The organism is Streptomyces sp. NPDC001231, from assembly GCF_042896885.1.
Lineage (GTDB): Bacteria > Actinomycetota > Actinomycetes > Streptomycetales > Streptomycetaceae > Streptomyces.
This window is the reverse complement of sequence record NZ_JBIAXS010000024.1, coordinates 92,227-105,417: the sequence shown is the minus strand read 5'-3', so window position 1 is coordinate 105,417 and position 13,191 is coordinate 92,227. Positions and strand designations below refer to the sequence as shown.

Annotated in this window: 12 protein-coding genes and 1 pseudogene; 8 read left to right on the top strand and 5 right to left on the bottom strand. The window is 72.9% G+C overall.

What is annotated here, in order from left to right; translation table 11 throughout:
• Nucleotides 1-88: 88 nt before the first annotated feature.
• From ACFY3J_RS27010 to ACFY3J_RS26995, 4 genes and pseudogenes are all read left to right on the top strand, one after another.
• Nucleotides 89-917 (top strand): annotated as a pseudogene (locus ACFY3J_RS27010) (slipin family protein); the annotation flags it as partial.
• 257 nt (nucleotides 918-1,174) lie between these two features.
• The gene (locus ACFY3J_RS27005) at nucleotides 1,175-2,254 is read left to right on the top strand and encodes a S1 family peptidase (protein ID WP_390841911.1); all 1,080 of its coding nucleotides are present in this window, start codon (nucleotides 1,175-1,177) and stop codon (nucleotides 2,252-2,254) included.
• A gap of 225 nt (nucleotides 2,255-2,479) precedes the next feature.
• The gene (locus tag ACFY3J_RS27000) at nucleotides 2,480-5,947 is read left to right on the top strand and encodes a DNA polymerase III subunit alpha (RefSeq protein ID WP_390841910.1); all 3,468 of its coding nucleotides are present in this window, start codon (nucleotides 2,480-2,482) and stop codon (nucleotides 5,945-5,947) included.
• Nucleotides 5,944-6,951, top strand: coding sequence for a hypothetical protein (locus tag ACFY3J_RS26995; RefSeq protein ID WP_384175165.1), 1,008 nt, complete (start codon nucleotides 5,944-5,946; stop codon nucleotides 6,949-6,951). The genes ACFY3J_RS27000 and ACFY3J_RS26995 overlap by 4 nt, the downstream gene beginning before the upstream one ends.
• 17 nt (nucleotides 6,952-6,968) lie before the next feature.
• Here ACFY3J_RS26995 and ACFY3J_RS26990 read toward each other — a convergent pair whose 3' ends face one another.
• Nucleotides 6,969-7,343 carry a cupin domain-containing protein gene (locus ACFY3J_RS26990; RefSeq protein ID WP_384175167.1) on the bottom strand — a complete coding sequence of 125 codons (375 nt, stop codon included), beginning with the start codon at nucleotides 7,341-7,343 and terminating at the stop codon, nucleotides 6,969-6,971.
• A 100-nt stretch (nucleotides 7,344-7,443) separates the two neighbouring features.
• On the opposite strand from ACFY3J_RS26990, the gene ACFY3J_RS26985 reads away from it, so the two are divergent.
• Both ACFY3J_RS26985 and ACFY3J_RS26980 read left to right on the top strand, forming a co-directional pair.
• Nucleotides 7,444-7,890, top strand: a complete 447-nt coding sequence (locus ACFY3J_RS26985) for a MarR family winged helix-turn-helix transcriptional regulator (protein WP_384175169.1) — start codon at nucleotides 7,444-7,446, stop codon at nucleotides 7,888-7,890.
• Between the two features lie 185 nt (nucleotides 7,891-8,075).
• Nucleotides 8,076-8,936: an esterase/lipase family protein gene (locus ACFY3J_RS26980; protein WP_384175171.1), complete on the top strand. Its 861-nt coding sequence runs from the start codon at nucleotides 8,076-8,078 to the stop codon at nucleotides 8,934-8,936.
• A gap of 60 nt (nucleotides 8,937-8,996) precedes the next feature.
• On the opposite strand, the gene ACFY3J_RS26975 is transcribed toward ACFY3J_RS26980, so the two are convergent.
• Nucleotides 8,997-10,070, bottom strand: a complete 1,074-nt coding sequence (locus ACFY3J_RS26975) for a lytic polysaccharide monooxygenase (protein WP_390841909.1) — start codon at nucleotides 10,068-10,070, stop codon at nucleotides 8,997-8,999.
• A gap of 212 nt (nucleotides 10,071-10,282) precedes the next feature.
• On the opposite strand from ACFY3J_RS26975, the gene ACFY3J_RS26970 reads away from it, so the two are divergent.
• Nucleotides 10,283-10,744, top strand: a complete 462-nt coding sequence (locus ACFY3J_RS26970) for a GNAT family N-acetyltransferase (RefSeq protein WP_384175731.1) — start codon at nucleotides 10,283-10,285, stop codon at nucleotides 10,742-10,744.
• Between the two features lie 22 nt (nucleotides 10,745-10,766).
• On the opposite strand, the gene ACFY3J_RS26965 is transcribed toward ACFY3J_RS26970, so the two are convergent.
• Nucleotides 10,767-10,901 carry a hypothetical protein gene (locus ACFY3J_RS26965; protein ID WP_361416568.1) on the bottom strand — a complete coding sequence of 45 codons (135 nt, stop codon included), beginning with the start codon at nucleotides 10,899-10,901 and terminating at the stop codon, nucleotides 10,767-10,769.
• A 140-nt stretch (nucleotides 10,902-11,041) separates the two neighbouring features.
• Between ACFY3J_RS26965 and ACFY3J_RS26960 the strand changes: the two genes are divergently transcribed.
• Nucleotides 11,042-11,668, top strand: coding sequence for a class I SAM-dependent methyltransferase (locus ACFY3J_RS26960; protein ID WP_390841908.1), 627 nt, complete (start codon nucleotides 11,042-11,044; stop codon nucleotides 11,666-11,668).
• Between the two features lie 21 nt (nucleotides 11,669-11,689).
• Here the strand turns inward: ACFY3J_RS26960 and ACFY3J_RS26955 are convergent, their stop codons facing one another.
• Both ACFY3J_RS26955 and ACFY3J_RS26950 read right to left on the bottom strand, forming a co-directional pair.
• Nucleotides 11,690-12,208 (bottom strand): DUF402 domain-containing protein, encoded by a 519-nt coding sequence (locus ACFY3J_RS26955; RefSeq protein ID WP_390841907.1) that lies wholly within the window; start codon nucleotides 12,206-12,208, stop codon nucleotides 11,690-11,692.
• The gene (locus ACFY3J_RS26950) at nucleotides 12,189-13,118 is read right to left on the bottom strand and encodes a GNAT family N-acetyltransferase (protein WP_384175176.1); all 930 of its coding nucleotides are present in this window, start codon (nucleotides 13,116-13,118) and stop codon (nucleotides 12,189-12,191) included. The genes ACFY3J_RS26955 and ACFY3J_RS26950 overlap by 20 nt, the downstream gene beginning before the upstream one ends.
• Between the last annotated feature and the right edge of the window lie 73 nt (nucleotides 13,119-13,191).

Below are 13,191 nucleotides of genomic sequence, written 5' to 3'. Positions count from 1 at the left end.
GGCGTGCGGGGGCTCGCCCTTGGGCGCGGCGCGGGTTACGGTCGAAGGACGGTGAGCCGGCGCGCCCGTGCCGGATTGGGGGGCCGTGATGGTCGAGGAACTGGTGACGGCGGGGGCGGCGCTCGCGTCCGCCGGAGCGGTGGGCCTGATGGCGGCGGCGCGGGTCGTCAAGCAGTACGAGCGGGGCGTGGTGTTCCGCCTCGGCAGGCTGCGCCCACAGGTGCGCGGCCCCGGACTCACGCTGATCGTCCCGTTCGTGGACCGGCTCCACAAGGTCAGCATGCAGATCGTGACCATGCCCGTGCCGGCGCAGGAGGGCATCACCCGGGACAACGTGACGGTGCGTGTGGACGCCGTCGTCTACTTCAAGGTGACCTCGCCGGCCGAGGCGCTGGTCCAGGTGGAGGACTACCGCTTCGCGGTCTCGCAGATGGCGCAGACCTCGCTGAGGTCCATCATCGGCAAGAGCGAACTGGACGATCTGCTGTCCGACCGCGAGAAGCTGAACCAGGGGCTGGAGTTGATGATCGACAGCCCGGCCGTGGAGTGGGGCGTCACGATCGACCGGGTGGAGATCAAGGACGTGTCGCTGCCCGAGACGATGAAGCGGTCCATGGCCCCGGCAGGCGGAGGCCGACCGTGAGCGCCGGGCGCGGGTCATCAACGCGGACGCGGAGCTCCAGGCGTCGAAGAAGCTGGCCGAGGCGGCCCAGCAGATGGCGGACACGCCCGCCGCGCTGCAACTGCGGCTGCTCCAGACGGTGACGGCGGTCGCCGCCGAGAAGAACTCCACTCTGGTCCTGCCCTTCCCGGTCGAGCTGCTGCGGTTCCTGGAGAGGGCGCAGCAGCAACTTCCCGCGGCGGCTCCGGCGCCCGCGCCCCGGGTGGATCCCGCGCCCGAGGGGCCGAATTCGAGCCAGGGCTAGACCTCGCGGAATGTGGGCCGATCATCGGCACTTGGTGTTTGCGCCGTGAATGTTGCGTGAACGCCTCTGTGGTGGCCTCGGAGGGCAGGCCGATACGCAGGGGACATACGCCGGTTGACCTACACGCGTCCAGAACTCGACCTTGTGTGTCCCCGGGGGGCGTCGGAATAGTGGGCGCCGTTCAACCGCCTTCCGGCTCGTCGGGTCCCCACTACCTCACGGGCCGGTCCCCCACAGGAGGACGTCAGTTGAAGCATCGACGCATACCCGGACGCCGTGCGGCCGTGGCGGGTGCGGGCATCGCAGCCCTGCTCGTCGCCGGAGTCACCTTCCAGAGTGCGAACGCCAGTGAACCCGCGAAGGTCCCCGAGATCCGGACCCTTTCGTCCGCGGCGGCCGGAAAGCTCGCCTCGACGCTCGTGCGGGACCTCGGCGCCGACACCGCGGGCACGTACTACGACGCCACGACGAAGAGCCTCGTGGTGAACGTGCTCGACGCGAGTACCGCCGAGACCGTCGAGCAGGCGGGCGCCAAGGCCAGAGTCGTACGGAACTCCCTCGCCGAACTGACCGGCGCCCGTACCACGCTGGAGAAGAACGCGGCCATCCCCGGCACCTCGTGGGCGACGGACCCCGTGACCAACAAGGTCGTCGTCACCGCCGACAGCACGGTCTCCGGGGCCGAGTGGACCACGCTGAGCGAGGTCGTCGACGGGCTCGGCGCCAAGGCCGAACTCAGGCGGTCGAAGGGGGAGTTCAAGCCCTTCGTCGCGGGTGGTGACGCGATCACCGGCTCCGGCGGCCGCTGCTCGCTCGGCTTCAACGTGGTCAAGGACGGCCGGCCGTACTTCCTCACCGCCGGCCACTGCACGGAGGCCATCTCCACCTGGTCGGACGCCGGGGGCACGGTGATCGGCCAGAACGAGCGGTCCAGCTTCCCGGGCGACGACTTCGGTCTGGTCAGGTACACCGCGAGCGTGGACCACCCGAGCGCGGTGAACCTCTACGACGGCTCGACGCGGGCGATCGCCAGGGCGGGCGAGGCGACCGTCGGCGAGAAGGTGACCCGCAGCGGCTCGACGACCCAGGTGCACAGCGGCACGGTCACCGGTCTGAACGCCACCGTGAACTACTCCGAGGGCACGGTCAGCGGTCTGATCCAGACCGATGTGTGCGCCGAGCCCGGTGACAGCGGCGGCTCCCTGTTCGACGGCGACACCGCGATCGGCCTCACCTCCGGTGGCAGCGGCGACTGCACCTCGGGCGGTGTGACCTTCTTCCAGCCGGTCACCGAGGCCCTGTCGGCGACCGGCGCCCGGATCGGCTGATCCCGGCCCCGGCCTTCACGCAGCCGCGAAAGCCCCGCCTTCACGAGGGCGGGGCTTTCGTATGGCTGTCACGTCCCTCGCGCTCCGGGTGCCGGGCGTTTGCGCAGGTGGAACACGCTCGAACGGATGTCGCACAGACGTTCGGAAATTGGTTTATGGTGGGGGTGAGAGAGATAGGAACTGATGTTCGAGGGCGGTCATGGCTCACGAGTGCGGGAGGTGCGGATGCCGGACTTCACGCATCTGCACACCGCCTCCGGGTTCTCCCTGCGCTACGGCGCCTCGCACCCGGAGCGGCTGGCCGAGCGCGCCGCGGAACGGGGCATGGAGGCGCTCGCGCTCACCGACCGCGACACCCTGGCCGGCTCGGTCCGCTTCGCCAAGGCCTGCGCCGCAGCGGGCGTCCGCCCGCTGTTCGGTGTGGAGCTGGCGGTGGAGACCGCGGAGCCCGTACGGCGGGAGCGGCGCCGCACCCCCGTGCGCGGAGGCGCCTTCGTCGACGAGTCGGCCCACCGGGCCACCTTCCTCGCCCGCGCCGGCGCCCGCGGCTGGGCCGATCTGTGCCGCCTGGTCACCGCCGCCCACTCCGGGCTCACGGCTGCGCGCGAACAGGGGGGACCCCCGTCTCCGTGCACCCCGCTGCTGCCCTGGCCCGGCAACCACGCCGACGGCCTGACCGTCCTGCTCGGGCCCGACTCCGACGTCGGCCGCGCCCTCGCCGCCGGCCGCCCCGACCGCGCCGCGAGACTCCTCGTGCCCTGGCGTGAGACCTACGGCGACGCCCTGCGCCTGGAGGCCGTCTGGCACGGCCGAACGGGCACCGGGCCCGGCTCGTTGCGCCTGGCCGCCCGCACCGTCGGCTTCGCCGCCGAGCAGCGGATCCGGCCCGTGCTCAGCAACGCCGTCCGGTACGCCGACCCGGGCCAGGGCCCGGTCGCCGACGTGCTGGACGCCGCCCGCCGGCTCGTCCCCATCGACCCGGCCAAGGAGCTGGACTCCGGCGAGGCCTGGCTGAAGGAACCGGACGCCATGCTGCGCGCTGCCGAACGGATCGTGGAGGCCGCCGGCTTCCGCACCGAGGCCGCCCACCGCCTGCTGGAGCAGACCCGGGCGACGGCCGCCGAGTGCCTGGTCGACCCCGAGGACGACCTCGGTCTGGGCACCGTCCACTTCCCCGAGCCGCACCTCGTCGGCGCCGGCCGCCGCACCGCCCAGCGCGTACTCGCCTCCCGGGCGGCGGCGGGCATGGTGCTGCGCGGCTACGCCGGCCGCCGGGACTACTGGGAGCGGATGCACCAGGAGCTGGACATCATCGCCCACCACGGCTTCGCCACCTACTTCCTCACCGTCGCCCAAGTCGTCGACGACGTGCGGAAGATGGGCATCCGGGTCGCCGCCCGCGGCTCCGGCGCCGGCTCCCTCGTCAACCACCTCCTCGGCATCGCCCACGCCGACCCGGTCGAGCACGGGCTGCTGATGGAGCGCTTCCTGTCCAAGCGGCGCACGGCCCTGCCCGACATCGACATCGACGTGGAGTCCGCGCGCCGGCTGGAGGTCTACCGCGAGATCATCGGCCGGTTCGGCACCGAACGGGTCGCGACCGTCGCCATGCCGGAGACGTACCGCGTACGGCATGCCATCCGCGATGTCGGGGCCGCCCTGTCCATGGACCCCGCCGACATCGACCGCATCGCCAAGTCCTTCCCGCACATCCGCGCCCGCGACGCCCGCGCGGCGCTCGACGAACTGCCCGAACTCAGGGCGCTGGCGGGGGAGCGGGACAGGTACGGCAGGCTGTGGGAGCTGGTCGAGGCCCTGGACGCCCTTCCGCGCGGGGTCGCCATGCACCCCTGCGGGGTCCTGCTCTCCGACGCCTCCCTGCCGTCCCGCACACCGGTCGTGCCCACCAGCGGCGAGGGCTTCCCCATGTCCCAGTTCGACAAGGACGACGTGGAGGACCTCGGGCTGCTCAAGCTGGACGTGCTGGGCGTGCGGATGCAGTCGGCGATGGCGCACGCGGTCGCGGAGGTGGAGCGGACCACGGGGGAGCGGATCGACCTGGACTCCCTGCCGGACGGCGACCCGGCGACGTACCGGCTCATCCGCTCCGCCGAGACCCTCGGCTGCTTCCAGATCGAGTCCCCGGGCCAGCGCGACCTGGTCGGGCGTCTCCAGCCGGCCGGCTTCCACGACCTGGTCGTCGACATCTCCCTGTTCCGGCCCGGTCCGGTCGCCGCCGACATGGTGCGGCCGTTCATCGAGGCCCGGCACGGGCGGGCACCGGTGCGCTATCCGCACCCCGACCTCCGGGAACCACTGGAGGAGACGTACGGGGTCGTCGTCTTCCACGAGCAGATCATCCACATCCTGCACCTCATGACCGGCTGTGGACGCGACGAGGCGGACCGGGTGCGGCGCGGGCTGTCCGACCCGGAGGCGCAGGGGCGGATCAAGGTGTGGTTCGCGCAGCACGCGGCGGCGAAGGGGTACGACGCGGAAACGATTCACCGTACCTGGGAGATCGTCGAGGCGTTCGGCTCCTACGGCTTCTGCAAGGCGCACGCGGTCGCCTTCGCCGTGCCGACGTACCAGTCGGCGTGGCTGAAGGCCCATCACCCGGCCGCCTTCTACGCCGGGCTGCTCACGCACGACCCCGGGATGTACCCGAAGCGGCTGCTGCTGGCGGACGCGCGGCGGCGCGGGGTGCCGATCCTGCCGCTGGACGTGAACCGGTCGGGAGTCGCCCACCGTATCGAACTGGTGTCTGAGTCGAAGCCTGGTTCTTCCGTTATGTGGGGACTTCGGCTGGCTCTCTCCGATGTGCACGGCATCAGCGAGGCCGAGGCGGCGCGGATCGCGGACGGACAGCCCTACGCCTCGCTGCTCGACTTCTGGGAACGGGCCCGGCCCAGCCGTCCGGTCGCCGCCCGGCTCGCCCAGGTGGGCGCGCTGGACGCGTTCGGCGCCAACCGCCGCGACCTGCAACTGCACCTGACCGAGCTGCACCGCGGCGCCCGCGGCGCGGGCGGCGGCCAACTGCCGCTGGCCGGCGGGAGGAAGACGGCCGCGGCCGGGCTCCCCGACCTGTCCGACGCCGAACGGCTCAGCGCCGAGCTGGGCGTGCTGTCCATGGACGTCTCGCGGAACCTGATGGACGACCACCGGAAGTTCCTCGACGAGCTGGGCGTGGTCCCGGCGCGCCGGCTGCGCGAGGCCCGGCACGGCGAGACGGTACTGGTCGCGGGCGCCAAGGTGGCCACCCAGACCCCGCCGGTCCGGTCCGGCAAACGGGTCATCTTCACCACGCTGGACGACGGCACCGGCCTGGTCGACCTCGCCTTCTTCGACGACTCCCACGACGCCTGCGCGCACACCGTCTTCCACTCCTGGCTGCTGCTGGTGCGCGGCGTGGTGCAGCGGCGCGGCCCGCGCAGCCTCAGCGTGGTGGGCGCCGCCGCCTGGAACCTGGCCGAACTCGCCGAACTGCGCGCCGAGGGCGGACTCGACGAAGTGGCGGCGCGCCTGGCCGGACCGGCACCGGAGGAGTCCGGCGACGGCGCCCCCGCGCGCGGCCGGACGATCCGCATGTCCACGGGGTACGAGATGCACCCCTGGGCCGATCTGCGTCCCGCGGGCGAAGGCCCGCCGGGTGGAAGGAAGTTGTGGCACCAGAGTCCAGGGAGTGCGGGATGACGGTTCTCTGCGTACGTTTCCAGCTGCCGCCGATGTACGAGGCCGCCCTGCCGGGGCTGCTCGGGCTCCTCGAGGAGTTCACCCCGGTCGTCGAGGCGCTGCCGCCGGACGGGGCGCTGGCCGATCTGCGGGGCGCCGAACGGTACTTCGGGCGCGACGCGGTCGAGCTGGCGTCGGTGATCCGGGTCCGCGCCCTCGCGCTGCACGGCGTGGACTGCGTGATCGGCGCCGGGCCGGGCCCGATGCTGGCCCGCATGGCCCTGCGCGACGCCCGGCCCGGACTTACGTGCGCGGTGCCCGGCGAGCCGGACGCCGTGGCGGGGTTCCTGGCCGAGCGGCCCGTCACCGTGCTGCCCGGCGTCGGCGCGGCGACGGCCCGCACCCTGGACGAGTACGGCCTCGACACCCTGGGCCGGGTCGCCGCCGCGCCTCTGCCGACCCTCCAGCGCCTGGTCGGCGCCAAGTTCGGCCGCGAACTTCATGAGAAGGCGAACGGTGTCGACCGGAGTCGGGTCGTACCGAACGCCGTCTCCAGGTCGCTCGCGGCGGAACGCCCCTTCGACCGGGACGAACTGGACCCCGACCGGCACCGCAGGGCGCTGCTGTCGGCCGCCGGGGAACTGGGCTCCCGGCTGCGCGCCCTGGGCAAGGTCTGCCGCACCCTGACCCTCACCGTGCGCTACGCCGACCTCTCCCGCTCTCGAACGGGCTCGAGCGGGGGGACCCCCGGCACCACCCGCAGCCGCACGCTGGCCGAACCGACCGCGCACTCGGCCGCGTTGACCGGAGTCGCGTACGCCCTGTACGAGGCCCTGGGGCTCCAGCGCGCCCGGGTCCGCGCGCTCGTTCTGCGCGCCGAAGGCCTCGGGCCCGCCGAACAGGCCTCCCACCAGCTCACCTTCGACCCCGTCGACGAGAAGGTCCGCCGTATCGAGGAGGTCGCGGACCGCGCGCGAGCCCGGTTCGGCCCGCGGGCGGTGATGCCGGGCACGCTGGCCGCGTGACTCACGTCGAATCGAGGTCAGTTGGCCCACGGCGGAGTGAGCACCGTGCCGTTCGCCAGGCGGGCCCGAAGGCCGATGGACGTGGTGACCCAGGAGACCGCGGTGCGGTCCGCGGGGTTCTCCACGGTGAGTGTCGCACCGGCGTTGATGATCACCGTGTCGCCCGCGGCGACGCGTTCGGTGCGGTCGTCGAGCGTGATCAGGAGTTCGCCGTCGAGCAGGTGGAGGATCTCCTCGTGGGTGACGGTGTGGGCCGGGGCCCTGGTGCCGGCGGGGATCTCGCCGCGCCAGGCGCACAGTTGCCTGGACCCGGTCTGCGGGGTGGCGTACGAGACGAAGCGGGCGCCGTGGATCTCGTGGGTCACGGCGTCGGACGGGCGGACGACGGGCATGGGTGTCTCCTCGGAAGTGATGGTCAAGCTGCTTGACCAAGTGCCTTGGAGTCATGGTCAAGCTGCTTGACCATTTCGTCAAGGGTGTTTCAATGCCTCCGTGCAGAACTCCGAAGCCATGGCCCTGTCCGCCACCCTGCTGGCCGTCGCCGGCGAGCTGACCCAGCGCATCCATGACGGCGTCGTCGCCCGCGGCTTCGAGGGGCTCCGGCCGGCGCACGGCTTCGCGTTCGCGCGGCTCGCCCCGGACGGGGCGACGGTCACCGAGCTGGCCGCCCATCTGGGGGTCACCAAGCAGGCCGCCAGCCAGCTCGTCGACGAGATCGTGCGCAAGGGATACGCGGAGCGCCTCCCTCATCCCCAGGACGCGCGGGCCCGCCTGGTCGTGCTGACCGAGCGCGGCCGGGCCTGCACCCGCGCGGCGGAGGAGTCGGCCGCCGACGCGGTGCGGGCGTGGGGCGAGGCGATCGGTGAGAGTGAAGTGCGCGCACTGTGGGGGCAGTTGGCGCGTCTCGCGCAGCACGGTCCGATCCGGCCCACTTGGTGACGGTTCGTCAGGGGCGTTGCCTCACGGCCCTCGGTCGTGGCCGGACGCCGCCCGAAGTTTTTACTGACGCGTAACTTCACAGTTGTACTACTCGTCCGTAACTTGACGAGTGAACAGCATCCCGTGATCCGGATCACAGGGCGTAGTGCCGTCGCACCTCCCTTGAGCCGCAAGGAGATCACCCGATGCTGCCCTTCAAGCGCGCCCTCAGACCACTGGCCGCCCTGCTGCTGGCCGCCGCCCTCGCCACCGCCCCCGCCGCCACCGCTCACGCGGCCACTGGTCCGAGCAGCGGCTGGAACAACTACAGCTGCAAGCCCTCCGCCGCCCACCCCCGTCCGGTCGTCCTCGTCCACGGCACCTTCGGCAACTCCGTCGACAACTGGCTGTCTCTCGCGCCGTACCTCAAGGACCGCGGCTACTGCGTCTTCTCCCTCGACTACGGCCAGTTGCCGGGCGTCCCGCTCTTCTACGGCCTCGGCCCCATCGACAAGTCGGCCGAGCAGCTGTCCGCCTTCGTCGACAAGGTGCTCGCCGCGACCGGCGCCGCCAAGGCCGACCTCGTCGGCCACTCACAGGGCGGGATGATGCCCCGCCACTACCTGAAGTTCCTCGGCGGAGCCGCCAAGGTGAACGCCCTCGTCGGCATCGCGCCCGACAACCACGGCACCACCCTCAGCGGCCTCACCAACCTCCTGCCCTACTTCCCGGGCGCGAGCGACCTGCTCAAGGCCGCCACCCCCGGCCTCGCCGACCAGATCGCCGGGTCCGCCTTCCTCACCAAGCTCAACGAGGGCGGCGACACCGTGCCCGGCGTGCACTACACGGTCATCGCCACCAAGTACGACGAGGTGGTCACGCCGTGGCGCAGCCAGTACCTGACCGGCCCCGACGTGCGCAACGTCCTGTTGCAGGACCTGTGCGCGGTCGACCTGTCCGAGCACGTGACGATCGGCACGATCGACCGCATCGCCTTCCACGAGGTGGCCAACGCGCTCGACCCGGCGCACGCCACCGCCACCACCTGCGCGTCGGTCTTCAGCTGACGTGGCTCGGGGCCTGCCCGGCCTGAGCCGCCGGACAGGCCCCGCGTTCGACGGGCCGCGTCAGCGGCCTCGCCCGCCGCCGGCCGCGGCGCGACGGCGGACCGAGGCGAACAGGGCCGCCGAGCCGAGCGCCAGGGCGGCCGCGCCGCCGACCGCGAGGTACGCCGTGCGGCTGTCGCCGCCGGTCTCGGCCAGGTTCACCGGGCTGCCGGCGGCCCGAGGCCGGTTCGGCTGGTCGGCGGCGGCCTGTGCGGCGCGGTCCGCCGCGGCCGTGTCCCCGGCCGACCGCACGGCCGGCTCCGACGCCGGGTCCGACGCCGGGCTCGCGGCCGGCTCCGCCGACGCGGGCGCCACCGGGTCCGTCGTGGTCCGGGCGTCGTCGTCCCCGTGGCCGTGGTGTTCGACCGACGACCTGCCGGCACCGTCCTCGATCTGCCGCTCGGTCGGCGCCGAGGCGGCCGGGGCCGGGGCGGAGCCGCCGGACGCGCCGCCGCTCCCGCCGCCGAAGGTGACGTCCGAGCAGGAGTAGAACGCCTCCGGGCTGTCCGAGCGCTGCCACACCGCGTACAGCAGGTGCCTGCCCGAGCGTTCGGGCAGCGTGCCGGAGAAGGTGTAGAAGCCGTCCGCGGCGACCGGGTCGGTGGCCGTCGCCACCGGATGCGCCAGATCGAGGTCGTCCCAGGCCGGCGACTTGGCCGGGTCGTAGCCGGGCTTGGTGAGGTAGACCGTGAAAGTGCCCTTGTGCGGGGCGGTCACGCGGTACCTGAAGGGGTACGTGCCGCTGTGCACGCCCGTCGCGGGCCAGTCCGAGCGGGGCAGGTCCAGGCCCCTGAACTCCTCGTTGCCGGCGCTGCACAGCCTGCCGTCCGGGATCAGCTCACGGTGGCGGCCGTCCGCGTCGCCTATCCGGATGCCGTTCCAGTCGTACAGCGCCTGGGTGCCGCCGACTGCGACGGCCGCCTTGCAGGCCGCCGACTTCGGGCTCTCCGGCCCCTCGGCGTAGCACTGGGCCACCCGGCTGACCGGGTCCCCCATGGAGCCGTGCGCGGCCGCGGGCGCCGCGGCGAGCGCGGTCAGGGCCAGCGGGGCCAGGCCGAGGACGGCGGAAGCGGCGGCCGTGCGGCGTGCGGGCATCGGGGGACTCCTCGGGGCGGTCGTTCTGACACGGCGGGGCGGATCCCGTGGGCGGGACGGATCCCGTGGGGGTGATCAGAAGCTAGCCGCAACGCACCGCGAAAACGCCGGTTGGAGGCGGTGCGGGGAGATCCTTATGCTCGCGTTAAGGGAGCGCTGAGGCTGCGCTCAGGTGGCGATGGGGCAGGGGCTGAGCGGTGGGCACGCAGGGCATGGCGGACGAGGGGATCAGGGCGGCGTCCGCCGCCGACGTACCGGCCGTGAAGGCGGTGACCGACGCGGCCTACCGCCCCTACATCGAGCGCATCGGAGTCGTCCCGGCGCCCATGGAGGCGGACCACGCGGCGAACGTGACGGCGGGGAAGGTGTTCGTCGTCCGGGAGCCCGAAGGAGGCCGGGTGACGGGGCTCGTCGTGATCGAGGCGCGCGCGGACCATCTCTTCCTCGACAGCATCGCCGTCCACCCCGACGCGCACGGCACGGGGGTGGGACGGCGGCTGCTGGAGTTCGTGGACACGCGCGCGCGTGCGCTGGGCCTGCCCGAGGTCAGGCTCTACACGAACGCGCTGATGTGGGAGAACCAGCGGATCTATCCGCGGTTCGGCTACGAGGTCGTCGAGCGCCGTGTGGACGGGCCCTACGACCGCGTCCACTACCGCAAGCGGCTGGTCTGACGTCTCATGGCCCGGCCGCCGGTCATGTGTCCGGCCACCACGTGCGCGCGATGTCCTTGCGGACCTCGGGCCGCCCGGCGGGACGCTCGTCGGCTTCCTCGCGGACGCGGCGGGTGTCCGTCTTCCTCAGGGGCTTCTGCACTGTCACTCGGCGCATGGCTGCCTCCTTCGAGGCCTACCGGGTCCGTCTTCGTACGGAGGTAGGACCTTTCGGGCGAGAGTCGCTTATCGGTGCGGGTCTGTCTGTGGCGGCTGTCACGATTCGGTTTGTCAGTGGCCGGTGTCACTCTGGGGTGCATGAGTGCGCATACGACGACCGACGGTGACGGGGCGGGCGGGGCCGGGGTGGACTGGGACGCCCAGGCCGCCGTCTTCGACGAGGAGCCGGATCACGGGCTGCGCGACCCGGGGGTGCGCGCCGCCTGGGCCGAACGGCTGCGCGGCTGGCTGCCCGGGCGCCCCGCCGAGATCCTCGACCTCGGCTGCGGCACCGGCAGCCTGTCGCTCCTCGCGGCCGAGCAGGGGCACCGGGTGACCGGCGTCGACCTGTCCCCGGCGATGGTGGAGCGGGCCCGGGCGAAGCTCGCCGGCCACGACGCGGTGTTCCTGGCCGGTGACGCGGCGAACCCGCCGGTGGGCGGGCAGCGCTTCGACGCCGTCCTGGTCCGGCACGTCCTGTGGACACTGCCCGACCCCGCCCGCGCGCTGCGGCACTGGCAGGGGCTGCTGCGGCCGGACGGACGGCTGGTCCTGGTCGAGGGTGTCTGGGGCACGCTCACCCCCGTCGGCATACCCCCGGACCGGCTGACCATGCTTCTGCGGCCACTCGTCTCCCACATCCACCTGGAGTCACTGTCGGAGGACGCGCGGCTGTGGGGCCGGGAGGTGGACGACGAGCGGTACGCGGTGGTGGCCTCGAACTGAGCGCGCGAGCCGGGCCGGGAATCAGGACAGCAGCGCCCGGAAGCCGCCCTCGCGGGCCAGTCCCTCCAGTTCGTCGAGGGCGGCCAGGGCGGCGGCCGCTGCCCCGGGGTCGGTGCGTGCCAGGCCGCTCGCCGCGAACTCGTCCTCGTCCAGGCGCCGTACGTCCGTGCCGTCGGCGGAGCGCCACAGGTCCAGGTCGAGGTCCTCGACGACGAGGTCCGTGCCGGAGCGGGTGGCGGGGCGGGTGATGTCGCAGTACCAGCCCTTCAGCGCGCCGCCGGCGTCGCGGACCTCCTTCACCGAGTACCAGCGGTCCCGCCAGTAGTGCTCGGTGAAGACGTCGCCCGGCTCGAAACGTACGAAGCCGAAGTCGCGGGCCCCCTCGCCCGCCCACGCGGCCCGGACGGTGAGGCGGGTGCCGTCGTCGGACACGAGCACGCCCCGGTAGCGGATCTTGGTGCGGCCGCCCTTGACGAGGACGACGTCCACCTCCGTCGGCGCCGGCGGCCGGCCGCCGGCCTCAGCCGAGTTCGCGGACATGGCGCACCTCCGTCCCACAGACCGCGTACCCGAACCACTCGTTGATCGCGATCATCGGCGCGTTGCCGGTGTCGTTGCCCGTGAACGCCTCCGTGTACCCGGCGGCCCGGGCGCGGTGCAGCGAGTCGTTCTTGGCGAGCTTGGCCAGGCCCCGGCCGCGGAAGGCGCGGGCGGTGCCCGTCATGGCGGTGGAGTAGCGGGTGCGGCCGTCCGTACGGGCCGCGGTGAAGGCGGCGGGACGGCCGTCGACCACCGCCACCGACGTCAGTTCGAGGCTGAGCAGCGGGTGCCGCCAGGACTCCGCCAGCCAGGCCGCGTAGTCGGTGAACTCGTGGTCCACGTCGCCGGGTTCGTCCGCCGTGGTCTCCGCGTCCAGCTCGAACAGGGGGCGCGGGTCGTCGGCGAAGTCCGTGCCCCGGCGCAGTTCCACGCCCGGCGGCGGGTCCTGCCGCGGCGGCAGGGTGCCGCCCGCCAGGTCCAGGCGAAGGAAATGAGCGCTCCGGCTCGCGCGGTAGCCGTGCCGCTCGGCGAAGGCGCGGTTGCCCGGCTCGTCCAGGACCCAGGAGTGCAGCCTGGTCGCCCCGTGCGCGGCCAGATGTTCCTCGGCGGCCCGTACGAGGAGCGTGCCGGCGCCGCGGCGGGTGTGCTCGGGATGCACGTACACGTTGATGTTGCCCTGGCCGGGCTCGGTGCTCTCGTGGGACAGGTGCACCTGCGCGGTGCCGATCACCTCGCCGTCCGCCACGGCGACCAGCGGCCGGTAGTGGGCGTCGGGGTGCAGGTGGGTGAGGTCGTGGACGAGTGAGCCGGGGGTGAACAGTATGAACGGCAGCGCGAGGTGCCGGACGCGGGCGAAGCCCTCGAGGTCGGCCGGCGCGTCGGGGCGGAGGTCACGGATGATCACGGTCATGGAGGGGCACGCTACGGCGGAGACCGGGCGGGGTGCCTCCCATTTTCCGCTGGGCCGTACGCGTGCGGGTGCG